This window comes from Bradyrhizobium sp. CCBAU 53421 (assembly GCF_015291625.1).
GTDB lineage: Bacteria > Pseudomonadota > Alphaproteobacteria > Rhizobiales > Xanthobacteraceae > Bradyrhizobium.
Window position 1 is genome coordinate 4,701,260 of record NZ_CP030047.1, and the last position, 24,858, is coordinate 4,726,117.

Here is a 24,858-nt window from a genome sequence, read left to right on the forward strand (position 1 = left end):
CGTTACTTGACCTCCATCTGCAATCCTTCCTTCTCGATGATCGCCGCGAACTTCTTCGTCTCGGCGTCGACGAAATCGGAGAACTGCTGCGGCGTGCCGTAGTCGGCGCGCGCGCCCATGCCGGCGATGTTCTTCTTGACGTCGGCGCGTTCCAGCATCGCCTTGATCTGGCGGTTCAGCTCGTCGACGACGGGCGCCGGCGCGGTCTTCGGCAGGAACACGCCGAACCAGGACGCAACGTCGAACTTGGCGAGCTCCGGCGCACCTTCGCGCATCACCGGCAGATTGGGCGCGGACTCGCTGCGTTCGGTGGTGGTGACGCAGAGCCCGTTCAGCTTGCCGTCCAGCACCTGCGGCAGCGACGGATAGAGATTGTCGAACAGGATCTGGATGTCGCCGGCGAGCCCGGCCTGCAGCGCGGGGCCCGCGCCGCGGAACGGCACATGCGTCATCTTCAGCCCAGTGAGTTGCAGGAACCAGGCGCCGGTGAGGTGAGGGCTCTGCCCGGTGCCGGACGAGCCGTAGGTGAGCTTGTCGGGGTTCTTCTTCAGATAGGCGATCAGTTCGGGGATCGACTTGATGCCGGTCGACGGATGCGCCGAGACGATGTTCGGGATCCTGATCATGTTGGAGACCGCCTGCAACTGGTCGGCCTTGTAGGTCAGGTTGCGGAAGATGCTGAAGGCGATCGCGTTCGGGCCGGGATTGCCGATCAGGATGGTGTGGCCGTCGCCCTTGCTGCGGGCGACCTCCGATGTGCCGATGGTGCCGCCGGCGCCGGAGCGATTCTCCACCACGACCGATTGGCCCCAGAGCGGCTGCAGATGCGCCGCGAGCAACCGGCCCATCACGTCGGTCGAGCCGCCGGCCGCGGCGGGCACGATGATCCGAACTGTTTCGGTCGGCCGCCAGTCGCCGGCGCCGAGGCTGGCACGCGGCAGGATCGACGCGGCCGCCAACGCGGCCGTGCCCGACAATACCGTACGACGGGAAAATCTGTTCGCTCTCACGCGCTTACCCCCTGCTCAGGCTTCTTGTTTGGAGCAAGCGTAGGGGACCGCTTGCCCGTGAGACAAGCGACAAACTGGCGCAGTGCTTAAGCTCTAGTTGAAGCTCAGCAGCTTGAAGAGCGGTGTCAGGTAGGACATTTCCTGGCCCGACGTCGGCGTGGAGCGGCTGACGAAGTCGAAGATCTTGCCGTCCTTCAGGCCGTAATTGGCGAGCCGGCGCACCTGGCGGTTCTTGTCGAAATAGACCGCGATGACGCGCTGGTCGACTACGCGCTGGTTCATGAACGCGACCGGCCGCGAGGTCCGCTGCGAGATGTAATAGAACACCTCGCCGTCCAGCGTTGCGACCGTCGAGGGCGTGCCGAGCACGATCAGCACCTGATCCTGGCTCGCGCCGATCGGAATCTGCTCGAGCGCGCCGTCGGGCAGGATGTAGCCCTTCTGGAATTGCTCGCCGGCGCAGCCGCCGAGCGCGGCCGCGCAGAACAGGCCAACGACCGCGAGGGCGCGGAAGCGCGTGAAGAACCCGCGCGCGGGAGCCGCGCGAGACTGTCTGGGAAGAGTGTGGTTCATCGGCGGAACTGATCCGTCCCCTTGCATCGGCCGGAGCATTGACGTACCGGGCAGCTCAATGGATTGCAATCATGCCGAGCTCCAATGGATGAGCCCTCAACAGGCGTCCTTTGGGGGACCGGCAGCCGGAACCCGCTATGCTTTGGCCGTTCAATCACTTCAGAAGACCCCGGGTGCCCGCGCGCAGCACCATTGAGACCATCTATGGCATGATCGTGACGCAGGCGCGAGAACCGTTATTTTACCGTGACTTGGGCGTTCCGGACACGGTTAACGGCCGTTTTGACCTGCTTCTGATGCATCTGTGGCTGGTGCTGCGGCGGTTGAAATCCGTCGAGGGCGGGGTGGAGCTGTCGCAGGCCCTGTTCGATCATTTCTGCATCGATATGGACGACAATCTCCGGGAAATGGGCGTCGGCGACCTCACGGTGCCGAAGCGCATGCAGGCGTTCGGCGAGGCCTTCTACGGCCGCACCGCGGCCTATGATCTGGCGCTCACCGATAGCGAGGAGGCCTTGGCCCAGTCGTTCTGCAAGAACATCCTCAATGGTCAGAACATCGACAAGGCCCGCGAACTTGCCGCCTATGCCCGCGAGGCGATCGCCGAGCTGGCGCGTACCGACCTCGCGGCGCTGATGAAGGGGGCGTGGCGCTTCCCGGCGCCGCAGGCAGCGAGGACGACGGCATGAGCGGCAGCACCACTGGGCGAACAGATGCAACGCGCGACCGCGATCCCTGGCGGGTTCTGGTCAATGTGGCGCAGATTCCCGAGACCGGCCTGCATCGCGAGATCACAGCCGACGAGGCGACCCGCAAGGCGATGGCCGCGGTCGCGGAATTGCGCGAAGTCATCTCCGCGCATGCCGCGTTCGACCTGCAGCCCAAGAGCGACGGCAGCTACCACGTCACCGGCCGGGTTCAGGCCCGCATCGGTCAGACCTGCGTGGTGACGCTCGATCCGATCGAGAACGGGATCGACGAGCCGATCGACGTGGTGTTCGCACCGCCCGAGCAGATTCCGGAGATGGCCGACCTCGTCGACGACGCCGAGGAAAGCGACGAGGAGACCCCGGACCCGCCGGAGCCGATCACTGGCGGCTTCATCGATATCGGCCGGCTTGCCACCGATGCGCTGTTTCTCGGCATAGACCCATATCCGCGCAAGGCGGATGCGGTCTTTGAACAAGAGGTCGAAGCGCCTGATCCGGAAAATCATCCCTTTGCGGCGCTGAAAGCGCTGAAGGACAACGGCGACGGCAAGAAGCCCAAGGGCGGCTAAGGGCGGCTAAGGGCAGTTGAGCGCAGCCAGCCCCAACATTTGAGGGGATGGCTTGCCTGCAGGTCCGCGCGAGGGGTGTTCGCCGCTACTTCAAATGACCGTCGCAATGCATTGAAATACAATGTATTTCTGATATATCTGAGACTGTTGCGTGACGGTTCGGCGACCCCATCCTTTGTGGTCAAGAGGTTGTGTCGGACCGCGGACACGCTATTGTCGCGGCCCGGCCGGGACCCGAGTTGGTGTTTCGCCGGACGCCGTTGACGGCGGTGACTTCAAGCTCGCGGTCTTCGTCTGAAGGGCTGCGGGAGAGCAGGCTTCCGGGACGTTCATGCCTCATAAGGTTCGAATAGCGCTTGACGCCATGGGGGGCGACGTCGGCGCTTCCGTCGTCATTCCCGGCGCCGCAATCTCGTTGAGCCGTCATCCCGACAGCGAATTCCTGCTGGTCGGGGACCAGGCCCAGATCGAGCCGGAGCTCGCGAAACATCCTGCGCTGAAGGCGGTATCGAAGGTGATCCATACCGACGTCGCCGTGAAAAATGACGAGAAGCCGAGCCAGGCGCTGCGGCGGACCCGCCGGGCGTCCTCGATGTGGCTGGCGATCGACGCGGTGAAGCATGGCGAGGCCGATGTCGCGGTCTCCGCCGGCAATACCGGTGCGCTGATGGCGATGGGCGGGCTCAATCTGCGGACGCTGCCCGGCGTCGACCGCCCGGCGCTCGCCGCGGTGTGGCCGACGCTGCGCGGCGATTCGGTCGTGCTCGATCTCGGAGCCTCGATCGGCGGCGATGCCCGCCATCTGGCGACGCTGGCGGTGATGGGCAGCGCGATGGCGAGCGTGCTGTTCAATCTGGAACGGCCGACCGTCGGCCTGCTTAACATCGGGTCCGAGGAGATCAAGGGCCACGGCGAAATCCGCGAGGCGGCCGAGATGCTGCGTGCGATGAACTCGAGCCAGTTCGACTATATCGGCTTCGTCGAGGGCGATGCGATCGGCAAGGGGCTCGCCGACGTCATCGTGTCGGAAGGGTTCAGCGGCAATATCGCGCTCAAGGCCGCCGAGGGAACCGCGCGCCAGATGTTCACGCTGCTGCGCGAGGCGATGTCGTCGAGCTGGCTGGCGCGGATCGGCTACCTGTTTGCCCGCGGTGCGTTCCAGAAGCTGCGCGACAAGCTCGATCCGAACAAGTCGAATGGCGGGCTGCTGCTCGGCCTGAACGGCGTGGTGGTCAAGAGCCATGGCGGCATCAACGCGGAAGGCTTTGCCTATGCGGTGGATGTTGGCTATGAGATGGCCCACTACGATCTCCTCACCAAGATCAATCAGATGCTCAACCGCGACGGCGGCGCCCTGGTAAAGGCGCAGACCGCGCAGGAGGCTGTCTCGTGACTGCGATACGTTCGGTAGTGCTCGGCTGCGGCTCATATTTGCCGGAGCGGGTTTTGACCAATGCCGAACTGGCTCAGCGAATCGATACGTCGGACGACTGGATCGTGCAGCGGACCGGCATCAGCGAGCGCCACATCGCCGCCGATGACGAGTTCACCTCGCATCTGGCCATCAACGCCGCGCGTGCCGCGCTTGCCGATGCCAAGATCGACGCCCAGTCGATCGACCTGATCGTGCTGGCGACCTCGACGCCCGACAATACCTTTCCGGCGACGGCGGTCGCAGTCCAGCACGCGCTCGGCATCAATCACGGCGTCGCGTTCGATCTGCAGGCGGTGTGCTCCGGTTTCGTTTTTGCCCTGGCCACGGCCGACAATTTCCTGCGCGCCGGCCACCACAAGCGGGCGCTGGTGATCGGGGCCGAGACCTTTTCGCGCATCCTCGACTGGAACGACCGCGGCACCTGCGTGCTGTTCGGTGATGGCGCCGGCGCGGTGGTGCTGGAAGCGCAGCAGCATTCCGGCACGACGGACGATCCCGGCGTGCTGACGACGCATCTGCGCTCGGATGGACGGCACAAGTCGAAGCTGTTCGTCGATGGCGGTCCGGGCTCGACCAAGACGGTTGGCTACCTCCGGATGGAGGGCCGCGAGGTGTTCAAGCACGCGGTCGGCATGATTACCGACGTGATCGTCGATGCCTTCAACGCCACCGGCTTTACTGCCGACGACATCACCTGGTTCATTCCGCATCAGGCCAACAAGCGAATCATCGATGCGTCGGCCCATAAGCTCCATATTGCGCCGCAGAAGGTGGTCTTGACGGTCGACAAGCACGGCAACACCTCGGCGGCCTCGATTCCGCTCGCGCTGTCGGTCGCCGTGAAGGATGGACGCGTCAAGAAGGGCGATCTGGTGCTGTTCGAGGCGATGGGCGGCGGCTTCACCTGGGGTTCGGCGCTCGTGCGCTGGTAGCGCATCGTCAAAGAGTATCGGCAGGTTGCTGGCATCTTTCCGGCGGCCGGATGCTGGTCGCTGTTGACCATTGCGCGCTAAGCTTTTAATTTCAGTCAAGAAATTGTTCGCCGAGAGTGCGGGGCAGGCGATGACCACGGGAACCGGAAAAACAGTGACGCGCGTCGATTTGTGCGAGGCGGTCTACCAAAAGGTAGGTCTGTCGCGCACGGAATCGTCGGCGTTTGTCGAGTTGGTGCTGAAGGAGATCACCGATTGCCTGGAAAAGGGCGAGACGGTGAAGCTGTCCTCGTTCGGCTCCTTCATGGTGCGCAAGAAGGGCCAGCGTATCGGCCGCAATCCGAAGACCGGCACCGAGGTGCCGATCTCGCCGCGGCGTGTGATGGTGTTCAAGCCGTCGGCGATCCTGAAGCAGCGGATCAATGGCCACGTCGTCACCAATGGCGACGGCAGCAAGGCCGACTAGAGCGTTTTCAAGCGAAGTGGATACCCGGTTCGCGTGAAGAAAGCGCGCCAAAGCTAGAGCTCCCGTTCCGATTCAATCGGAGCGGAAAGGCTCTAGGCATTGAAGCCAGAGGAGCGGGCATTTGGACAAGGCGCCGGATGCGTTCCGTACCATCAGCGAAGTCGCAGACGAGCTCGATATTCCCCAGCATGTGCTGAGGTTCTGGGAAACGCGCTTCGCGCAGATCAAGCCGATGAAGCGCAGCGGCGGACGCCGCTATTACCGCCCCGACGACGTCGACCTGCTCAAGGGCATCCGCCGGCTGCTCTACGGCGAGGGCTACACCATCCGCGGCGTGCAGCGGATCCTGAAGGAGCACGGCATCAAGTCGGTGCAGGGCATCGCCGACCAGACCGCCGCCGTTTCGTTCGGCGCGGTCGAGGAGGCGGTCGGCAACAGCATGGCCGAACCCGACGACCTCGAGAGCAATGACGGCCTCGATTTCGACGGCGAGGAGGGCGATGGCGACGAGCAGGGCATCGACTACCGATTCGTCGATCCCGACGAGGACCCGATCCTGTCGACCTACAAGAAGGCGCACGCCCACCCGGGAAAAGCGTCCGCCGCGCCGCCGGTGCGCGCGTCCGTTCCGCCAGCGGATCGGGAGCGGCTCGAACGCGCGCTGCAGGAGCTGGTCGCCTGCCGGCAGCTGATCGACGCGGCGATGAAGGACGGCTGAGCCAAGGAAGCTGGCATGGGAACCGAGCCCCCGGATTGCTCCGTTTAAGGGCCCGCGCCGCCTTGCGCGAACGCCGGATCGCAGCTAATGGAACGGCATCGGAGCGTGGCGCAGCCCGGTTAGCGCACTAGTCTGGGAGACTAGGGGTCGGAGGTTCAAATCCTCTCGCTCCGACCATTTTTCAAAGCATGCGATTCTTGAAGGCAATCGGGCCCGGTCTGGGACCCGATGCGGCCGTCGTCAGGTCTCGAAATCCATCGCGGCAATCAGACACGCCTTTTCCAGACGGTTATTGAGCATCGCGAGCTTGGCGGTGAACTCGGCCAGTTCAGGCTCGCTGAATTCCTCGAACACGGTCTTCTTGAACGCCTTGTGCTGGTCGGCGAGGCCAGCCAGATGCTTGCGGGTCTTGTCGGTCAGCGACAGCCGCACCACACGCGCATCGGCCGGGGAGGGCGCGCGGCGCAGCAGCTCCTTCTGTTCGAGCAGCTTGGACTGCGTGGTCACGAACGACGGATCGACGTGCAGCAGCTTCGACACCACGTTGATCGGCACGCCGTCATCCTTGTCGAGATCCGAGATCGCGATCAGGATCATCCATTGCGGACCGCTGACGCCAAGCGCCTTGCCCCAGAGCTGGCGGACCCGTTCGAGATGCGAATTGATGGACGAGATCTCGAGCGTAAAGCGCTTGATAATGTCGAGATGCTCGATGGCGCGCTGGCGCGCCTGATCCTTCCTGGTCACTGACACAGCTTCCCCTTCCCTAGGTGCCGACTCAGCTTTGTGCTGATTTATTTCTTGTTTTCCCGCGCCGGCGGGACGTTTTTTCTAGTAAGTCGCTCAGGAAGGCAAGTGAACGTAAAGCAATTATGATGCGTGTGTGACGATTGGGCTATTTGGGGTGCGACAAATTTGCCCATACAGGTAAGTGGCTTAAGGCGAGCGTTGCTGGCGGGACACAGTGTGGCCGCATTCGCATTCCTGACTTTATAAACTATTTTGATCGGCGAACTTGCCAATGCATATTGAACCCGGCGGTAGGGGAATCTCGATCGTCCCGTTGCGGTGATCGTTCAAGTCCGTCGCACACCACAGATTGATCTGAGGGTGCGAGGTTTGGGGAAAACGGTCTTGGACAATGCGGGAGGATCACGGGGCGCTCGCGACCCGGACTCTACGCATATGAGCAACTTGGAGGTTTGATATGAAATTGGCGAAGAGCCTTATTCTGGGCTCGGCCGCCGCGCTGGTCGCGGTCGGCGGGGCACAGGCGGCCGATCTTCCCGTTAAGGCCAAAGCGGTCGAATACGTGAAGGTTTGCTCCCTCTATGGTCCGGGCTTCTATTACATCCCCGGCACCGACACATGCATCAAGCTGGGCGGCTACGTTCGTGCTGACGTTGTCGTCAACGGCAACAGCGTCTACGGCCCGAACACCAACGGTGCCAGCGGCGCCAACAACCGTTTCACCAACGGCTACACCTGGCGTTCGCGTGAAGACTTCAACATCGACACCCGCACCGCGACCGAGTACGGCGTGGTCCGCACCTACTTCGATGCGGTGTTCACCTGGACCTCGGACACCTACACCGGCCAGGGCAACGGCTCGTCCGTCTACTCGGCGATCGGTTCGTCTGCTGCGCCGAACAACGCTGGTTCAGGCAACGTGGCGGCCGGCACGGTCGGCGTCTACTACGCCTTCATCCAGTTCGCCGGTTTCACCATGGGTAAGGCGGTTTCGCAGTTCGCTGCTCCCTGGAACGGCTATCCGGGCAACAACTACGACGCTCTCGTCGGCGGCGTGAACACCACCAACGGCATCAACCAGTTCACCTACACCGCGCAGTTCGGCAACGGCGTGTCGCTGGCTCTGTCGGCGCAGGACCAGGTTGCCTACATGCAGGCTGGCGTGAACAACCTCGCCGTCGGCGGCGCTTACGGCTCCAGCGACTACGCCGGCACGATCGCGCCGGACTTCGTCGCTTCGCTCAAGGTCGATCAGGCTTGGGGTATCTTCCAGGCGTCGGTCGCGGCGCATGACAACCACGCTGCCTACTACGGTGGCACCGAGTTGACCGGTCATCCCGACGACAAGTGGGGTTGGGCTGGTGCACTGGCCCTGTCGATCAAGAACATCCCGACCGGACCCGGCGACACCATCAACATCCAGGGCGTCTACACCGACGGTGCGACCCGTTACAACATCCAGGAACTGGCCAGCGGCCTCAGCTCGATCGCCATCTACGGCGGCTCGAACCTGCCCGGCGTCTATCAGAGCGTTGGCTTCGGCACGGCACCCGACACGGTGTTCGGTCTGAACGGTCAGCAGCAGACCATCAAGACCTGGGGCTTCCGCGGCGCGTACACCCACAACTGGGATCCCTACTGGAACACCAGCTTGTACGGTGCCTTCGCTGCGGTCATGTACAACGACACGGCTAAGTCGCTCATCTGCGGCGTTGGCGGCGTCGGTGGCACGTTCCGTACCGCCTTCGGTGGCGGCGCCGGCGTGACCAGCTGCAACCCCGACTACAACATCGGTCAGATCGGCGTGATCACCCGTTGGACCCCGGTCAAGAACCTGACCTTCTCGGCCGACGTGACCTACGTCCATCTCGATCAGAAGTATGCCGGCACGATCACCACTTCGTCGGCTGGTATCGGCAAGCCGACCGCGACCTACGAGCTGAAGGATCAGGACACTGTCCAGATGCTCTTCCGCGCTCAGCGCAACTGGTAATACCGGTTGATCTGATCACGATCCTACAGAACCCCGGCAGGCAACTGCCGGGGTTTTCTTTTGAGCTGAAATCGGCAGCGGAAGGCTGGCTGCGTCATTTCTGTCCACGCGAACAACGAAGACGAGCCATGCGATTCATCGGCCGCAAACTTATTTACTTAGCTGATCTACTAAACTATATACGGCGTGGCCAACACATTGAATGTGGCTCTTAGCGCCATGCTAAGCCTCCCAAACGTCCGGCAATGCCCTGCCGGAGGTTTTTGATTCAAGGCTCAAGCCAGCGGGAGATCGTGACGGCCGCGGCCATCACGAGTTGCTTTCCGCAAGGCAAGCTCACGCCGTCTTGTCGATTCGACGCCGTCAAGATTTGACGGAATCGATCCGCAGTGCATTCTCGTCATTCATGGGACGCTTCAAGAACAGCCGCCTGGCTCGGATGAGCAGCGGCCATTACTGCCTGATCCGGGATCTCGGGCTGGTGAAGGGCGGCAAGGGATTGCGGCACCATGAGGTTGTCATCGACTTTTCCTGGCGCGGCCTGCTCAAGTTTGTCTTGAGCGTTGCCAGCGGCGTTCTGCGGCGGCGCGCGCCCGTGCGGATCGAGACAGCCGAGTAGTTCGAAGTAGTCCCACGCTCAGCAGTGGCGCTCACGAAGTTCGCAGAAGGATGTTGGCGTTTGCCCCGACATCATCTCGGCAATGCGCGAAGGCGCTGCGACGATGCCGCGTGGTGCCAAGCTGCTTTCGCGCTTGTCGGATCTGAACAGCATGAGCCGTCGGCGCAGGCGCCGTCGCGCGGGTTCGGTGGTGTGACCTCGGCGGCAGCGGAAATGCTGGCCGCGATCGTCATCAGTGCGGTCGCGACCAATCTGTTCAGGATCCGTACGGTGATCGTCTCCGCTCGTCGATACCGGATTGTTCGCAACGCGGAATGATTTCGTTACGCCGATGGCCGCAATCCGCTGCTAGCGGCGCACTTGCGTGTAATAGGCGCGTGCCGTTGCTGCGCGACAATTCGCTGATGTAGAGTGCCGCGGCCAAGCGGCCGGGAGTGCGATCCGCGTTGCGGCCGAAACCAAGAAAAAGCAGGGCAAGAAGAAGCAAGGAAGGAACGGATCTCACATGAAGGATTTTGCCGGAAAGATTGCCGTCATCACGGGTGGCGGCACGGGCATGGGGCGTGAGCTGGCGCGGCAGCTCGTGGCTGAAGGATGCAATGTCGCGATGTGCGACGTCTCGGCCGAAGCGATGGCCGAGACCAAGCGGCTCTGCGAGGTCGAGAAGCTGCCGCAGGGACTGCGCATCACCACCCACGTCGCCGACGTCTCGATCGAGGATCATTACAAGCGTTTTCGCGATGAGCTGATCGAGCAGCAGGCGACCGACAAGATCCATCTGCTGTTCAACAACGCCGGCATCGGCGGTGGCGGCAGCCTGTTCACCAACACGCGCGAGCAGTGGGAACGCACTTTCAACATCTGCTGGGGCGGCGTCTATCTCGGCGTCCGCACCTTCCTGCCGCTGCTGGTGAAGGCCGACGAGGCGCACATCGTCAACACCTCGAGCGTCAACGGCTTCTGGGCCTCGGTCGGCCTGGGCGTATCGCACACGGCTTACAGCGCAGCGAAGTTCGCGGTGAAGGGGTTCACCGAGGCGATGATCAACGATCTCCGGCTCAACGCACCGCATGTGAAATGCTCGGTGGTGATGCCCGGCCACATCGGCACCTCGATCGTATCGAACTCGCGCAAGGTGCAGAATGGCGCCGACCAGCTCAATCCCGACGAGCTCAAGCAGGTCCGGCAACGTCTGCAAGGGCAGGGCATCGACGTCGCCAAGATGTCGGATGCCGACATCCAGCAGCTCGCGCTCGACCGTGCCCGTATCTTCCACGACGAGGCACCGACCACGGCGGCCGCCGCCGCCAAGATCATCCTCGATGGCGTGAAGGCCGACCGCTGGCGCATCCTGGTGGGCGACGATGCGCATCTGCTCGACGAGCGCGTGCGCAAGACGCCGGAGCAGGCCTATACGCCGGAGTTTTATCAGGACCTCGTCGCGGCGACCGGCTGGAAGGTCGGGTGATTACAGAAGACCCATCCCCGCGCAAAGGCAAAGCCTTTGCGCGGGGATGACGGGATAAGCGCTTCCGTCTTGCGATCGAACTACCCGCGCATTGCGCGCTGGCGCGATCCCGCCTGATAGGCGAGGCGGTAATGCCCGGAGCAATAGGGCATGCCGCCGAGCGGCGTGTTGCCGCAGAAGCAGAAATCATCGGCGCCCGGCGTGTTGATCGGCCAGCGGCAGCGCTGCTCGCTCAGCTCGAACAGCGAGCAGTTGTTGGCGCTGACGATCGGCGCATCGTCGGTGGGCTGCTCATAGACGGCGTGAAGCAACCGGAGCTGCTGCTTCGCGGTTGCCCGTTGCGCGGCGTGCGCCACGGATTTCTTGCGCCGGGCCCGGCGTTCGTCCGGTGTCGTGCGTGTCAGGTTCAGCCGCGACAGCTTGCCGATCACCGCGTTGCGGCTGACGCCGATATTCACGGCGATGTCGCGGCAGGAGAGGCCGGCTTCAAAGTAGATCTTGAGTTGGTCGACGCGCTCCGGCGTCCAGGTCGGTTCGATGGTGATCATCTGACGGTCCCACGTTCTGTGTTGAACCGCCGCGCCGACGCGCGCGTGTGTTCAGGGCGTGCGGCCGTTGTCGCGGATTGCAAGCAACCCGTCCTTGATGGCGAGCCGAATGCCTTCCTCGATCAATGTCCGTGCGACGCCCGGGACGCTCGTGCCGTGGGTGCCCTGTCTCACCAGCTTCTCGAGGTAACCAATGGTCGAGAGCGCCAGCGTGACCGGGACGCGGTCGGTTTCGGCCTTTTCCGTAGCCATGAGGAAACGCTTAACCCTGAACGCCTGTACTGAAAAGTATCTATTTAGAGTCTATTTAGGAATGTGGCTGTTCGTCAAGCCATGAGCTGCGAAACCGGACGCACACGCCCGCTTGCGCCGGAAGCTGGTTCCGGCGCGGCGCTGCCGTCAGATTGGCTAGACAAATGAGCGTGTTAGGATCGTAACTCGACCTTGACTGGGAACGTCTTCAGAAGCCGCGCAGCGGTTTCGGCCTTGCCGGCCGGCGCGCTCACACTCAGGTACAGCCCGCGGGACGGGTCGGTCATCGCCTCGACACTGACCTCGCCGGACAGGCCTTCTCTTGCCAGCAGCTCGCGCGCGGCCTCGCCAGCGGCGATCTCACGCAGCTTCGGCTTGAAGATCTTGCCGACCGGCGTGACCGGCATCTCCGGAATCACCGACACAACGCGCGGCCGCGCCGGTGGCTCGAGGATGTTCTCCTGGACAAAGGCGGCGAGCGCGTTCGGATCGATATTGGCGCCGGGCTGCGCCGAGACGAACAGCATCGGCACTTCGCCGGCATAGCTGTCGGGACGCCCGACGGCCGCGGCCAGCGCCACGCCCGGAAACGCCAAGGCGGCATCCTCGATCGCGCGCGGGTCGATGTTGTGGCCGCCGCGGATGATGACGTCCTTGGCGCGGCCCAGGATGTAGACGAAGCCGTCGGCGTCGATCCGGCAGATGTCGCCGGTGCGCAGCCAGCCGTCGCGGAACGCCTCTTCGGTCTGCTTCTTGTCGACGTAACCGGCGAACACCTGCGGGCCCCTGGTCAGGAGCTCACCGACCGGCGAAGGCCACGGCCCGGTGTGGAGCTTGCCGCCGTCAAGGATCGCGAGCTCGACCAGCGGATTGCGGGTGCCGACGCTCTCGGCGCGCGGCTTGACGCCGTGCACGTCGTGGGTGATGGCGCCGGCGAGCTCGGTCATGCCGTACAGCTGCTGGATGCAGAGGCCGCCCCAGGTCGCAAGATAACGCCGTTCGATCTCCGGCGGGCAGATCGAGGCGCCGGTAGCGGTGACGCGCAGGGTCGAGATGTCGCTGTCCGCGACCGGGATGTCGGCCAGTGCCCCGAGCGTGGTCGGCACGTTGCCGGAGATGTTGACCCGGTATTTCTCGACGATCTTCCAGAAATGCGTGATCAGCGACGGATCGCGTGCGCCTGCCGGGCCGGGGATGAAAATCGTCGTGCCGGCGGCCAGGCAATTGGCCGTGGTGCAGAACAGGCCGCCGACATGGAATAGCGGCAGCGTGATCATCGCACGCTCGCCGCGATGGAAATCGAGCGCCATGCGCGAGGACACGGTGGAGGCGACCATCGCGCGGTTGGTCAGCCGCGCCACCTTGGGATGACCTGTGGTGCCGCCGGTCGGCAGCATCACGGCGACGCGGTCGGCCTCGCCCATGTCCGTCGACTTGCCGTAATCGTCGCGCCAGGCCGGATCTGGCCGCAGCACCTCGCCATCGAACGCAATGCTGCCGTCGAGCGGCACGATCACGATCTGCCGCAGCGACGGCACCTCGCGCTGCAACCCTTCGACCCGCTCATAGAGCCCGCCCGGCATGCCCGGCGGCGGCGTCAGCAACAGCTTTGCCTTGATGGCGTTGAGCTGGGCGACAATCGCCTCGCGCGTGAACAGCAGATTGAGCGGCTCGGCGACGCCGCAGGCGGCGGCGCCGAAGATCGCGACCACGGTTGCGGGGCACGCCGGCAGCAGGACAGCGACCGCATCGTCCTTGCCGATGCCGTGGTTACGGAAATAGTTTTCGGCGGCCTTGATGCAGCCCATCAGATGATCGTTCGAGATCACGACCGGGTTGGGATCGAGCGGCGAGCGCAGATAGATCGCGGCTTCGGCGTCGGGCGCGCCCTGCGGGCCGCGGGCAATGAGATCGAGGATGCGCGGGCAGGCGGCGAGCGTTTCCTGCATCTCCTTGTCGCGCGCAGCCTCGTCGGCCGGCGAAAGCCTGTCCTTCAGCATGTCCGTCCCCGTCCATTTTGTTCGTTGGGAGGGGGATTGTATCGAGCCGCGCTTGCGGAACACAAGTGCGGCCTATCGACCGGCCGTCAGCCGTGAACCACCGATTTGGCGATCATGCAGTGAATGCCCTTGGAGCCGTTGACCGTCTGCGTCACGCGCAGGTCGGCGGCCAGGCTGCACAGCGTATAGGCGTCCTCGCGCGACAGATTGCGCTTCTCGCCAAGCAGCACGATCATGTCGCGCAGCGCCCGCACCACGCATTGGTCGAGATCGGGATCCATCGCCATGGTCATGTAATGGTCCGCGGTCTCGGCGCGCGGATAGGCGAGTTTGAGATCCTTGCGCAGGGTCAGGCGGAAGCGGCCGGTGAGCGCGGTCTCGATCGCTGTGACGCAAACTTCGCCGTCGCCCTGCACGCCATGGCCGTCGCCGCAGGAGAACAGCGCGCCCGGCACGAACACCGGCAGATACAATTTGGCTCCGGCGCCGAGCTCCTTGTTGTCGAGATTGCCGCCCATCGCGCGCGGGATCAGCGAGGAGATGCGGCCCCAGGCCGGCGGCGGCGAGACGCCCATCACGCCGAAGAACGGCTTCAGCGGCAGGTCGAGCCCCCATGGCATGCGGCCGACCATGCGCGTGCGATCGAGCGGGATGTTGAGGACGCGGGTCTCGTGGAAATCGTCGGGCAGGGTGCCCGACAGCGGCTTGATCAGATTCCAGCCCCAGTCCTGGCGCAGCTGGACGTCGAGGATGTCGACCTCGAGCACGTCACCGGGTTCGGCGCCGTCAACCGCCACCGGGCCGGTCAGGATGTGCCCGGGCAGCAACGGCGCGCACCTGGAGTGGATCTGGTCGAGTTCTGGCGGGACATGGAATTTGCCGCGGTCGGGCACCGTTTCGGGGCCGCCATTCACTGTCTCGATCGTGACCTCGTCGCCGCTTGCGATCGTGAGGACCGGCTTCAGCTTTGCTTCGAAGAAGCCCCAATGGCAGGTTTCGGGACTGGACCTCAGATGATGATGGGTCATGTGACTTCTTTTTATTGCATTGCCGGCAGCGTATGACGCTGTAGCAGAACTTCGCAGAGGCTTCCCTTGTTTTTTGTACTCTCCAAGACGCTCGGCATCATGCTGCTGCCGGTCAATTTCCTGATCGGTATCGGCGTGATCGGCGCCGTCCTGCTGCTGACGCGGTTTGCGCGCCTCGGCCGCAGGTTGATGGTGGCTTCGCTGCTGCTGCTCGCGATCTGCGGCTTCTCGCCGCTCGGCAATGTCCTGCTCGCCACGCTGGAGCAGCGTTTTCCGCCGTGGGATGCCTCGCGCGGCGCGCCCGACGGCATCATCGTGCTCGGCGGCTCGATCGATGCCGACCTGTCGGTTGCGCACGGCACGCCGGTGGTGCGCAGCGCGGCCGATCGCGTCATCGCGGCGGCGGCGCTGGCGCGCAGATATCCGAACGCGCGCCTCGTGTTCACCGGCGGCAGCGCGAACCTGATCTCGAACGACGCGCGCGAAGCCGACTACGCCGCCGAGATGCTCGAGAGCCTCGGCATTGCCAGATCGCGATTGATCATCGAGCGCCGCTCGCGCAACACGGTGGAGAACGCCGAGTTCTCCAAGGTGCTGGTCGATCCCAAGCCGGGCGAGCGCTGGCTGCTCGTGACCTCGGCCTATCACATGCCGCGCTCGGTCGGGCTGTTCCGCAAGGCGGGATTCGATGTCGAGGCCTATCCGGTCGATTGGCGCGTCGGCGATGTCTTCAGTCCTGCGACACTTGCGATCGAGGGCCTGTCGCGCACCGATCTCGGTGCACGGGAGTGGATCGGGCTTCTGGCCTATCATCTGGCCGGCAGAACCGATGATTTGCTGCCGGGACCGGCCGCGCGCTGAGCCGCAGACACTTGTCGCCTCCGACGGCCAATTCTAACATCAACGCAACAGGCGGCGCCAAGCCGCCGATCACGGGAGTATTCGCCATGCAACAGCAGACACCGCCGGAACAGTTCGACCTCGCCGCAATCGTGGCCGACCTGAACAGCCTGCTGCGGCTGAAGACCACGGTGATCGGCATCAAGATGTTCGCGCGCGTCGAGGAGATGGAGGCGATCCCGAAGATCCGCCGTCCGTCGGCGGTTCACACCACGGACCAGATCGTCAGCATGGCCTCGCGGCTCGGCTGGACCGTCGGCATCACCGGCGACGATCTGGTCGGCGCGCAGTGCCGCGCGGTGATCGGGCTCGCGCCGCAGGACGAGAAGTGGCTTGCCGGCGAGAATTATGTCGGTGTCTGGCACGGCACGGCCGAAGACGCACGCAAGCGCCAGGAGGCGCTCGACGTGGTGCCTTATGGCCAGTATCAGGCGATGGCGGTGAGCCCGCTGACCAGCGGACGCCTCAATCCGCCCGACATCTGCCTCGTCTATGCGACGCCTGGACAGATGATCATCCTGATCAACGGGCTGCAATACACCGGCTACAAGAAGTTCGAGTGGGGCGTGGTCGGCGAAACCGCCTGCGCGGACTCGTGGGGGCGGGCGCTGAAGACCGGCGAGCCGAGCCTGTCGCTGCCGTGCTTCGCCGAGCGCCGCTACGGCGGCGTGCCCGACGAGGAGATGCTGATGGCGCTGCCGCCGGCCTATCTGGTGAAGGCGATCGCGGGGATGAAGCAACTCGCCAAGAACGGCCTGCGCTACCCGATCGCACCTTATGGCATCCAGGCCGACGTCCGCGCCGGCATGGGGGTGTCCTACAAGAAATAGCGGCAGGAAATACCGCATTGCGTCGCCGCGCCCGCGATGACAAAAGGGCGCCCAATTCGCTGCTCAGGGAGCCTGATCCATGTCCTCCTCGAAACTCGACATCGTCGTCTACGGCGCGACCGGCTTCACCGGCCAACTCGTCGCCGAATATCTCGCCGCGCATTATCGCGACGGCAGCCTGACATGGGCGATGGCCGGGCGCAGCAAGGACAAGCTCGCCGCGGTTCGCGATGCGATCGGCGCGCCCGCCGACACGCCGCTGATCGTGGCCGATGCCGGCGATGCCGCATCGCTGAAGGCGATGCTGGCGCAGACCAAGTCGGTGATTTCGACGGTCGGTCCGTATCAGCTCTACGGCGATGAGCTGATCGCCGCCTGCGTCGAAAGCGGCACCGACTATTTCGATCTGTGCGGCGAGCCGGTCTGGATGCGGCAGATGATCGACAAGCACGAGGCCGCCGCAAAGGCCAGCGGCGCGCGGATCGTGTTCTCCTGCGGCTTCGATTCGGTGCCGTTCGAGCTCGGCGCATTCTTTGTGCAGGAGGAAGCCAAGCGGGTGTTCGGCGCGCCGGCGCAGCGCGTCAAGGGCCGCGTGCGCGACATGCGCGGCACGCTGTCGGGTGGCACGGCTGCGAGCGCCAAGGCAACATTCGACGCGGTCGCCAAGGACCTCAGCCTGGTTGCGATCCTCAACAACCCGTTTGCATTGACGCCGGGCTTCGAGGGCCCGAAGCAGCCGCGCGGCAGCAAGCCGGCCTATGAAGAGGATCTGCACTCCTGGGCCGCACCGTTCATGATGGCGCTGATCAACACGCGCAACGTCCACCGCTCCAACATGCTGATGGGCTTTCCCTATGGACGAGACTTCGTCTACGACGAGATGGTCCTGACCGGTCCCGGCGAGAAGGGCGAGGCCAACGCCAAGAAGGTGATGGCGCTGAATGCCGAGAAGACTGGTCCGAGCGCGCCGAAGCCGGGCGAGGGGCCGTCAAAGGAAGAGCGCGAGAACGGCCGCTACGATCTGCTTTATCTCGCGGTCGCGCCCGACGGCCGCATGGTCCGCGCTGGCATCAAGGGCGACCGCGATCCCGGCTACGGCTCGACCTCGAAGATGATCTCGGAATGCGCGATCTGCCTGCTGCGCGACACGCCCGACGTCGCCGCCGGCTTCTGGACGCCGGGGGCTGCGATGCAAGGCAAACTGATCAAGCGCCTCGTCGATCACGCCGGGCTGACGTTTGAGGTCGAGAAGTAACCTTACGCCGTCCCTATCGGTGTGATCGCCCGGCTCGACCGGGCGATCTAATATTCCGCGGCCTCTCGGTTGAAGCACGAACATCTCTGGAATACTGGATGCCCCGCTTTCGCGGGGCATGACGGTAACGGCTACGCCGCCGCCCGCGGATTATACGCGTACATGAAGTCCATGCCCTTGGATGACACCGGCAGCAGCAGCTTCAGCATGTGATCGCGCAGCCAGGCGCCGGTCGGGCTGAACTCGCGCTTGCTGTTGCCGTTGCGGCGGGCGATCGCCACGATCTTCTCGGCGCGTGGGCGCCGCTCGTGCTCGAAGGCCTGGAACGTCATGCCAAGCTCCTGGCCGTCGCGCATCAGCATGCCGAGCCGCAGCGCGTCCTCCAGCGCGAGCGACGCGCCCTGACCGGCATGCGGACTGGTGGCATGCGCGGCGTCGCCGATCAGGAGCGTGCGTTTGCGCGACCAGGTCGGCAGCGTCGCGACGTCGAGCGTGTCGGTCACCACGATGTTCTCGGCGGCCTCGATGATCTCGGGGATCGGCGCGTGCCAGCCGGCGTGGAATTCGCGCAGATGCTGCCTGATCGCGTCCTGGCTCTGCAGCCGGAAGGCCGCGGCGGTCATGCCGTGCGATGGCTGCGTGCTCCACCACATCGCACCGGTGTCCGGATCAGGGCTGCACAGGCCGTAGCCGAAGAAGCCGCTCTGTCCAAACGTCGTCTCCACCTTCTGACCGATCGGCAGACGCTCGAACATGGCCCGCGGCACGAAGCCGCCGAAGCCGATCAGCCCGGTGTCGAACGGCGTCGGGCCATCCGGGATCACGTGCCGCCGCACCGCAGAATGCACGCCGTCGGCGCCGATCACGAAATCGCCCTCGGCGGTGGTGCCGTCGTTGAAATAGGCGATCACGGGCTGGTCGCCGCGATCCTCGATCTTCACCAGCTTCTTCTCGAAGAACACCGAGACGTTGGAGCCCCAGGCCTTGTCGATCAGCGTCTCGTTCAACGTCGCGCGGCACATGTTCACGGCAGGCTGGCCGAAGCGCTGCTGCATGTTCTGGTTGAGCGAACCGAGCTTCTTGCCGCCCTGCGAATAGAAATCGAACGACTCCGCGATCGAGCCGCTGCGGATCAGTTCGTCGGCGAGGCCAAGCTCCGCGAGCACATGCATGCCGTTCGGTGCGATCTGCAAGCCCCCGCCGATCCCGGTGGAGTAGGGCCAGGCTTCATAGAGCTCGGCCTCGATGCCGGCGCGGGTCAGGAACATCGCGGTCACGGGGCCTGCGATGCCGGCGCCGATGATCAGAGCTTTACGGGGACGTTTGGTCATGCCTTGCTCCATACATCCGTGTGGGGTACGAAAGGTCAGTTGCTAATTATCTTAGAAGATAAGATATTAGGCGAATAAGATACAGGAGCCGATTTGTCAAGCACGACGTCGCGTGAAGCGCTGATGCAGGAACTCGAGGAGGCGATGCGCCGGTCATCCGCGCAGGGCGTGATGTACGGCCAAGCCGTTGCAAACATGGCCGGAATTTCCAATTCCGACATGGAATGCATGGACATCCTGCATCTTGAAGGGCGCGTGACCGCTGGGCGTCTCGCCGAAGTCACCGGGCTAACTACCGGCGCGATCACCGGCGTGCTCGATCGTCTGGAGAAGGCGGGTTACGTGCGCCGCGAGCGGGACGAGAGCGACCGCCGCAAGGTCTTCATCTCGGTGGTGGAGGAGAAAGCGGCGGAGATCGGCAAGTTCTACGTGCCGATGCAGGAGGCGATGCTCAAGCTCTGGAGCAGCTACAGCGATGATGAGTTGCGCCTGCTCTTGCGCTTCGCCAATGACGGCTACAAGGGCGTGCTGGACGCGACCGAAGCATTGAAGGCGGTGATCGACACGCCGCCGGAGCAGCGCGCCAAGCTCAAGATGCCGCCGAAGTCTGGTCGATGATCTCCGTCGCGCGATAGCGCTCGGCCGCAGCGTACATCCCCCACATCGTGCCCAGCATCATCCAGAAATGCCGCCAATGGTCGGTATCGATGATGAAGCTCTCGCCGACGATGCCGAGGAACGCCGAGAAGATCGCGAGATAGTCGCGTTGCCACGGCACCCGCTTGTACACGTAACGGAAGCCGATGATCGCGCTGACGAACACCAGCGCCGGATAGCAGATTCCCGAAATCCAGCCGCCCGACATGAAGGCGTTGAGATAGGAGTTGTGGGTATCCTCGGGGAAGTAGGTGTGGAACTGCAGCGGCCCGATGCCGAACGGCAGCTCGAGCGCCATCTGGGCGCCGAGGATGTGGCGGCCGAACCGGCCGAAGCGGCCTTCGTCATAGCTCTGGTCGAAGCTCGCGCGCTGCTTGAACATGTCGGCGACCGAGCCGATCGACAGCAGCACTGCGATGAGCGCAACGGCCAGGATCGCGGCGATTACGGTCATCACGATGATGCGCGAGCGCTGTACCTGCGAGCGGCTGGTGAACACCATCAGCGCCAGCATGAAGGCCGCAGTGACGATCAGGCCACCCCAGGCGGCGCGGGAGAACGACAGCAGGATCGCGAGCGAGATGATGCCGAAGGCGATCGCGTTGCGGAACGCCTTGCCAAAACGGTCGGAGACCACGCTTTGCAGCGTGAACAGCGCCGGCAGGATCAGGAACGCGCCGAGCACGTTGGGATCCTTGAAGGTGCCGCGAGCGCGGTCATAAAGCGTCAGCAGGTCGTAGCCGCCGGGCACCAGATGAAAGTAGCCGGCGATGCCCGCGAGCGAGGCGATCATCGCGCCGACGATCAGGCCGCGACGCAGCATGTCGAGCCGCGCTTCGGTATCCTCCGACATCACCATCGCGAACAAGATGACGGTGACGGCCATGTACCAGGAGGTGAGGACCCAGTTCACCACCTCCGGCTTGTCGAGGAACGGCACCGCGCCGATGCTGTAGCCGACATTGAGCACGATCAACGCGAACAGCAGCGGCATGAACACGAGCTGCATGCGCAGGCCCGTGGCGAAGAACAGCACGCAGGCGGTCAGCGTGACGAGTTCATACGGGCTCGGCTCGATGAACACGATGGCGATCGACGCACCGGCCAGCCACACCAGCGCCCGCTGCAGCGCCAGCACGCCTGACGGCACGCTGGTCGGCGAATGGGACGTCCCGGCTGTCGCCGCATAGGCCATCGGATACTCACGCAACTCGATACAAGATACTCAATACATCGCTTCGTCATTGCGAGGAGCGAAGCGACGCGGCAATCCACCTATCCCCGAGCTGCGATATGGATTGCTTCGCTGCGCTCGCAATGACGGCAGTAAGGTTCAATTCTCAGTACGCGTTCTCGCTCTTGGTCAGCAGCGAGAACGGGGTTTTGAGCAGGATGTAGAGGTCAAACAGCACCGACCAGTTCTCGATGTAGTAGAGATCGTATTCGACGCGCTTCTGGATCTTCTCGTCGGTGTCGACCTCGCCGCGCCAGCCGTTGATCTGCGCCCAGCCGGTGATGCCGGGCTTGACGCGGTGGCGGGCGAAGTAGCCGTCGACGGCCTCGTCGAACAGACGGTTTTCCAGCTTGCTCTGCACCGCGTGTGGACGCGGGCCGACCAGCGAGAGATTGCCCTTCAGCACGACGTTGAACAGCTGCGGCAATTCGTCGAGCGAAGACTTGCGGATGAAACGGCCGACGCGGGTGACGCGCGGATCGTTCTTGGTCACGACCTTGGAGGCGGTCGGATCGGCCTGGTGATGGTAGAGCGAGCGGAACTTGTAGACGTCGATCCGCTCGTTGTTGAAGCCGAAGCGCTTCTGGCGGAACAGCACCGGGCCGGAGCTGTCGAGCTTGACCGCGAGCGCGACCAGTCCGAGCACCGGCAGCGCTGCAAGCAAGGCTAGGCCGCCGACCACGCGGTCGAACAGCCATTTCAGCACCAGATCCCAATCAGTGATCGGCGCCTCGAACACGTCCAGCGTCGGCACCTTGCCGAGATAGGAGTAGGAGCGGGGGCGGAAGCGCAGCTTGTTGGTATGGGCCGACAGGCGGATGTCGACCGGCAGCACCCACAGCTTCTTCAGCATCTCCAGGATGCGGGTCTCCGCCGAGATAGGCAGCGCGAACAGCACGAGGTCGACCCGGGTGCGGCGCGCGAACTCGACGATGTCGTCGACCTTGCCGAGCTTCGGCGAGCCGGCGCAGGTGTCCATGGCGCGGGCGTCATTGCGGTCGTCGAACACGCCGAGCACGTGGATATCCGTGTCATCGTCGGCGTTCAGCGTTTCGATCAGCTTCTCGCCGTTCTGGTCGGCGCCGACGATGATGGTGCGGCGGTCGAGCCGGCCGTCATGCGCCCAGGCCCGTACCATCGAGCGCAGCGCCAGCCGTTCAGCGATCAGCACCGCAAGGCCGACGCAGAAGAACGACGACAGCCAGACCCGCGAGACCTCGCCGCCGAGCTTGACCAGGAAGGAGACGCCGATGAACAGCAGGAACACGAAGGCCCATGACGAGATCATCCGCGTCATCTGGCGGAGCTGGCCGCGGAAGATCTGCACCTGGTAGATGTCGGCGGCCTGGAAGCAGACCACGGCCGCGGCCGACATGCCGAGGATCGAGGCGATGTATCCCCAATGGATGCCGCCGGCGATCGGCCTGACATAGGCAAGATAGAGCCCGACGCCGACCAGGCTGAGCAGCACGAAATCGGCGAGGCGGACCACGCCGGCGATCACGACCGGCGAATAGGCGCCGCGAACTTTTTGATTGGTTACGGCGAGCGCGGCCGGCGACAAGCGGCGGCGGCGTTCGACCTGCGGCCGAGCGGCCGTCGCAGACGCAGCGGCATCCAGCATCGAGCGTGCGTTAAACGGTTCCACGAGTCCACGTCCATTCCTGCGCATGCAGATGGGTGTCCGCGCGCAGCACCGAAATTCCCCCGCTCGTGACTTAAGGGAACAAATCGGAAGAAACGGTTACGTGTGCAAGAGGTGGTTAACGTTTGGCAAATGCATCACGGTAGCCGGCCAGCACGCCTTCGACCATCGCGCTCTGCGAGAAATGTTCGGAAATCCGTTCGCGGAGTTTCGTGGCGCGCGCAGCGGTCGCGGCGGGATCGTCGAGCGCGGCCTTGATGGCGTCGGCCATCGCGCCGGCATTGCTGGGTGCGAACAGGGCGTCGGTGTGGGTATCGAAGATTTCCGGGATGCCGCCGACATTTGCGGCAATCATCGGAATTCCCGCAGCGCCGGCCTCGATCACCACGTAAGGCATCGAATCGCCGCGCGAGGGAACCACCAGAACGCTGCCCTTCGAGAAGCCGAAGCGCGCCTTGACGTGGCCGATGAAGCGGACGGCGTCGCCGAGCGACAGCCGCTTCACCTGTTCCTTGAGCCGCTCGAACTCCTCGCCGTCGCCGCCCAGCGTCAGCGTCACCGACTTGCCGTCGGCGCGCAATTTCGCCACCGCGTCGATCAGGAGGTCCGCGCCCTTGATGCGCCGGAATTCGCCGACATAGGCCACGTCCGAGGCGTCGTCGGCCTTGGCGACCGGTTCGAATTCCTCTGACGTGACGCCGTTGAAGACGCAGCGGACGAGGCCGCTGGGCTTGCCCACGGTGCGCTGATAGGTGTCGCGGGCAAACGCGCTCTCGAACAGGAACAGGTCGGTGCTGTTCATCAGCGTGCGCTCGAGCTGGCTGTAGAAGCGGCCCTTCCAGGTATCGAGCGGATAGTGCAGCGAGCCGCCATGCGGCGTGTAGACCCGGATCACCTTGCTGGACCGTCGCCGCAGCCGGACATAGGCGCCGGCCTTGGCGCCATGGCCATGCACGACATCGGGCTTCAGCTTCCGGATCAGGCCGGCGATATGCGCCCAGACCATGAGGTCGGCGAAGCGCGGCTCGCGGCGGATCGCCACCCGGTGGACACCGAGCTTGAGGCGCGGCTCGATCTCGGCGAGCACCGCATCGGCCCGCGTGCCGCCGGTCAGGCTATCGGCGACAATACCGACATGGTGGCCGCGGTCGATCTGGCCGTTGGCGACATCGAGGATGTGGCGGATGATGCCGCCCACCGGAGCACGGACGACATGCAGGATACGGAGCGGTGGTTCCTGATTTTGATCCTGTGCCATCGATCAGAACCAACGCTCGCCGACGAACACGGTGTCACCGGGCCCGATCGGCGTGCCCAGCGGAACGACGAAGCGGCCGGCGCCCGATGCATCGGTATGGGTGAGCGTGACTTCGTCGCGCCTGGCGCGCGGCGAGAAACCACCGGCGATCGCCACCGCGCTCTCGATCGTCATGTTGGGCACATACGGATATTGGCCGGGGGCCTGGACTTCGCCGAGGATGAAGAACGGCCGGTAGGACTCGATCTCGACCGCCACCGACGGCTCGCGGATGAAGCCGTTGCGCAGCCTTCCGGTGATCTCGGCGGCAAGCCCGGCAGGCGTCCGGCCGCGTGCCGGCACCGAGCCGATCAGCGGCATGGTGATCGCGCCGGCGGCATCGATCGCATAGGAATTGGTCAGCCCTTCCTGGCCGTAGACCACGACGCGGAGCTTGTCGCCGGGGCCGAGATTGTAGCCCTCGCGAACGGGCGCGGGCTCGGCATAAGCCACGGCCGTCGGCGCGGCAATTGATGGCTGCCCATATGCCATCGAATCGAAGCCCGGGTCGCCGGCAACCGGCGACGTCCGGCCCATGCAGCCCGACAGCGCGAGCGCAGCAATCAGACAAACGAGGGGAGCGCGCAGATCGCGCATGTGAGGAATCCCACGGACAATATCGGCGTCGATTAACGGCA

At 64.2% G+C, this 24,858-nt stretch carries 26 protein-coding genes and 1 tRNA gene; 15 read left to right on the plus strand and 12 right to left on the minus strand.

Annotation, left to right across the window (positions count from 1 at the left end):
* Positions 1-2: 2 nt before the first annotated feature.
* Complete coding sequence (locus tag XH92_RS22455) at positions 3-1,010, minus strand: tripartite tricarboxylate transporter substrate binding protein (protein ID WP_194454059.1); 1,008 nt, start codon at positions 1,008-1,010, stop codon at positions 3-5.
* 93 nt (positions 1,011-1,103) lie between these two features.
* Positions 1,104-1,583 carry an outer membrane protein assembly factor BamE gene (locus tag XH92_RS22460; protein ID WP_246787574.1) on the minus strand — a complete coding sequence of 160 codons (480 nt, stop codon included), beginning with the start codon at positions 1,581-1,583 and terminating at the stop codon, positions 1,104-1,106.
* Between the two features lie 137 nt (positions 1,584-1,720).
* On the opposite strand from XH92_RS22460, the gene XH92_RS22465 reads away from it, so the two are divergent.
* The 7 genes from XH92_RS22465 to XH92_RS22495 all read left to right on the plus strand — a co-directional run bounded on the left by XH92_RS22465 (position 1,721) and on the right by XH92_RS22495 (position 6,590).
* Complete coding sequence (locus XH92_RS22465) at positions 1,721-2,272, plus strand: ubiquinol-cytochrome C chaperone family protein (protein WP_194454061.1); 552 nt, start codon at positions 1,721-1,723, stop codon at positions 2,270-2,272.
* Entirely contained in the window at positions 2,269-2,862 is a 594-nt protein-coding gene (locus XH92_RS22470) for a DUF177 domain-containing protein (RefSeq protein WP_194454062.1), read from the plus strand. Before XH92_RS22465 ends, XH92_RS22470 begins: the two co-directional genes overlap by 4 nt.
* A gap of 331 nt (positions 2,863-3,193) precedes the next feature.
* Positions 3,194-4,255, plus strand: coding sequence for a phosphate acyltransferase PlsX (plsX, locus tag XH92_RS22475; RefSeq protein ID WP_194454063.1), 1,062 nt, complete (start codon positions 3,194-3,196; stop codon positions 4,253-4,255).
* On the plus strand, positions 4,252-5,229 hold the full coding sequence (locus XH92_RS22480; protein WP_194454064.1) for a beta-ketoacyl-ACP synthase III: 978 nt from the start codon (positions 4,252-4,254) through the stop codon (positions 5,227-5,229). The genes plsX and XH92_RS22480 overlap by 4 nt, the downstream gene beginning before the upstream one ends.
* A gap of 130 nt (positions 5,230-5,359) precedes the next feature.
* Entirely contained in the window at positions 5,360-5,695 is a 336-nt protein-coding gene (locus XH92_RS22485; RefSeq protein ID WP_035631661.1) for an integration host factor subunit alpha, read from the plus strand.
* A gap of 121 nt (positions 5,696-5,816) precedes the next feature.
* Positions 5,817-6,413, plus strand: coding sequence for a MerR family transcriptional regulator (locus XH92_RS22490; RefSeq protein ID WP_194454065.1), 597 nt, complete (start codon positions 5,817-5,819; stop codon positions 6,411-6,413).
* Between the two features lie 99 nt (positions 6,414-6,512).
* Positions 6,513-6,590, plus strand: a tRNA-Pro gene (locus XH92_RS22495).
* Positions 6,591-6,653: 63 nt separating this feature from the next.
* On the opposite strand, the gene XH92_RS22500 is transcribed toward XH92_RS22495, so the two are convergent.
* Complete coding sequence (locus tag XH92_RS22500; RefSeq protein ID WP_194454066.1) at positions 6,654-7,166, minus strand: MarR family winged helix-turn-helix transcriptional regulator; 513 nt, start codon at positions 7,164-7,166, stop codon at positions 6,654-6,656.
* A 454-nt stretch (positions 7,167-7,620) separates the two neighbouring features.
* On the opposite strand from XH92_RS22500, the gene XH92_RS22505 reads away from it, so the two are divergent.
* The 4 genes from XH92_RS22505 (at position 7,621) to XH92_RS22520 (ending at position 11,243) form a co-directional block, all read left to right on the plus strand.
* Positions 7,621-9,156 carry a porin gene (locus tag XH92_RS22505; protein ID WP_194454067.1) on the plus strand — a complete coding sequence of 512 codons (1,536 nt, stop codon included), beginning with the start codon at positions 7,621-7,623 and terminating at the stop codon, positions 9,154-9,156.
* Between the two features lie 439 nt (positions 9,157-9,595).
* The gene (locus XH92_RS22510) at positions 9,596-9,775 is read left to right on the plus strand and encodes a hypothetical protein (RefSeq protein WP_246788575.1); all 180 of its coding nucleotides are present in this window, start codon (positions 9,596-9,598) and stop codon (positions 9,773-9,775) included.
* Positions 9,776-9,799: 24 nt separating this feature from the next.
* Positions 9,800-10,093: a hypothetical protein gene (locus tag XH92_RS22515; protein ID WP_194454068.1), complete on the plus strand. Its 294-nt coding sequence runs from the start codon at positions 9,800-9,802 to the stop codon at positions 10,091-10,093.
* 187 nt (positions 10,094-10,280) lie between these two features.
* A complete protein-coding gene (locus XH92_RS22520) occupies positions 10,281-11,243 on the plus strand; it encodes an SDR family oxidoreductase (protein ID WP_194454069.1) in 963 nt (320 codons plus the stop codon).
* 80 nt (positions 11,244-11,323) lie between these two features.
* Here the strand turns inward: XH92_RS22520 and XH92_RS22525 are convergent, their stop codons facing one another.
* The 4 genes from XH92_RS22525 to XH92_RS22540 all read right to left on the minus strand — a co-directional run bounded on the left by XH92_RS22525 (position 11,324) and on the right by XH92_RS22540 (position 15,071).
* Positions 11,324-11,791, minus strand: coding sequence for a GcrA family cell cycle regulator (locus XH92_RS22525; RefSeq protein ID WP_194454070.1), 468 nt, complete (start codon positions 11,789-11,791; stop codon positions 11,324-11,326).
* A gap of 51 nt (positions 11,792-11,842) precedes the next feature.
* Complete coding sequence (locus XH92_RS22530; RefSeq protein WP_016844973.1) at positions 11,843-12,043, minus strand: hypothetical protein; 201 nt, start codon at positions 12,041-12,043, stop codon at positions 11,843-11,845.
* 173 nt (positions 12,044-12,216) lie between these two features.
* The gene (locus tag XH92_RS22535; protein ID WP_194454071.1) at positions 12,217-14,043 is read right to left on the minus strand and encodes an AMP-binding protein; all 1,827 of its coding nucleotides are present in this window, start codon (positions 14,041-14,043) and stop codon (positions 12,217-12,219) included.
* An 86-nt stretch (positions 14,044-14,129) separates the two neighbouring features.
* A complete protein-coding gene (locus tag XH92_RS22540) occupies positions 14,130-15,071 on the minus strand; it encodes an acetamidase/formamidase family protein (RefSeq protein ID WP_194454072.1) in 942 nt (313 codons plus the stop codon).
* Positions 15,072-15,137: 66 nt separating this feature from the next.
* Between XH92_RS22540 and XH92_RS22545 the strand changes: the two genes are divergently transcribed.
* The 3 genes from XH92_RS22545 (at position 15,138) to XH92_RS22555 (ending at position 18,056) form a co-directional block, all read left to right on the plus strand.
* Positions 15,138-15,932, plus strand: a complete 795-nt coding sequence (locus XH92_RS22545) for a YdcF family protein (protein ID WP_194454073.1) — start codon at positions 15,138-15,140, stop codon at positions 15,930-15,932.
* Between the two features lie 86 nt (positions 15,933-16,018).
* On the plus strand, positions 16,019-16,801 hold the full coding sequence (locus XH92_RS22550) for a DUF169 domain-containing protein (RefSeq protein WP_194454074.1): 783 nt from the start codon (positions 16,019-16,021) through the stop codon (positions 16,799-16,801).
* Positions 16,802-16,880: 79 nt separating this feature from the next.
* A complete protein-coding gene (locus XH92_RS22555; protein WP_194454075.1) occupies positions 16,881-18,056 on the plus strand; it encodes a trans-acting enoyl reductase family protein in 1,176 nt (391 codons plus the stop codon).
* Positions 18,057-18,187: 131 nt separating this feature from the next.
* On the opposite strand, the gene XH92_RS22560 is transcribed toward XH92_RS22555, so the two are convergent.
* A complete protein-coding gene (locus XH92_RS22560) occupies positions 18,188-19,387 on the minus strand; it encodes an NAD(P)/FAD-dependent oxidoreductase (RefSeq protein ID WP_194454076.1) in 1,200 nt (399 codons plus the stop codon).
* A gap of 144 nt (positions 19,388-19,531) precedes the next feature.
* On the opposite strand from XH92_RS22560, the gene XH92_RS22565 reads away from it, so the two are divergent.
* A complete protein-coding gene (locus XH92_RS22565) occupies positions 19,532-20,005 on the plus strand; it encodes a MarR family transcriptional regulator (protein WP_246788576.1) in 474 nt (157 codons plus the stop codon).
* Here the strand turns inward: XH92_RS22565 and XH92_RS22570 are convergent.
* The 4 genes from XH92_RS22570 to XH92_RS22585 all read right to left on the minus strand — a co-directional run bounded on the left by XH92_RS22570 (position 19,977) and on the right by XH92_RS22585 (position 24,817).
* Entirely contained in the window at positions 19,977-21,239 is a 1,263-nt protein-coding gene (locus tag XH92_RS22570) for an O-antigen ligase (protein WP_194454077.1), read from the minus strand. The genes XH92_RS22565 and XH92_RS22570 overlap by 29 nt on opposite strands.
* A 145-nt stretch (positions 21,240-21,384) precedes the next feature.
* On the minus strand, positions 21,385-22,926 hold the full coding sequence (locus XH92_RS22575; protein ID WP_194454078.1) for an undecaprenyl-phosphate glucose phosphotransferase: 1,542 nt from the start codon (positions 22,924-22,926) through the stop codon (positions 21,385-21,387).
* 115 nt (positions 22,927-23,041) lie between these two features.
* Positions 23,042-24,181, minus strand: coding sequence for a glycosyltransferase family 4 protein (locus XH92_RS22580; RefSeq protein ID WP_194454079.1), 1,140 nt, complete (start codon positions 24,179-24,181; stop codon positions 23,042-23,044).
* A 3-nt stretch (positions 24,182-24,184) separates the two neighbouring features.
* Positions 24,185-24,817, minus strand: coding sequence for a polysaccharide biosynthesis/export family protein (locus tag XH92_RS22585; protein ID WP_194454080.1), 633 nt, complete (start codon positions 24,815-24,817; stop codon positions 24,185-24,187).
* Between the last annotated feature and the right edge of the window lie 41 nt (positions 24,818-24,858).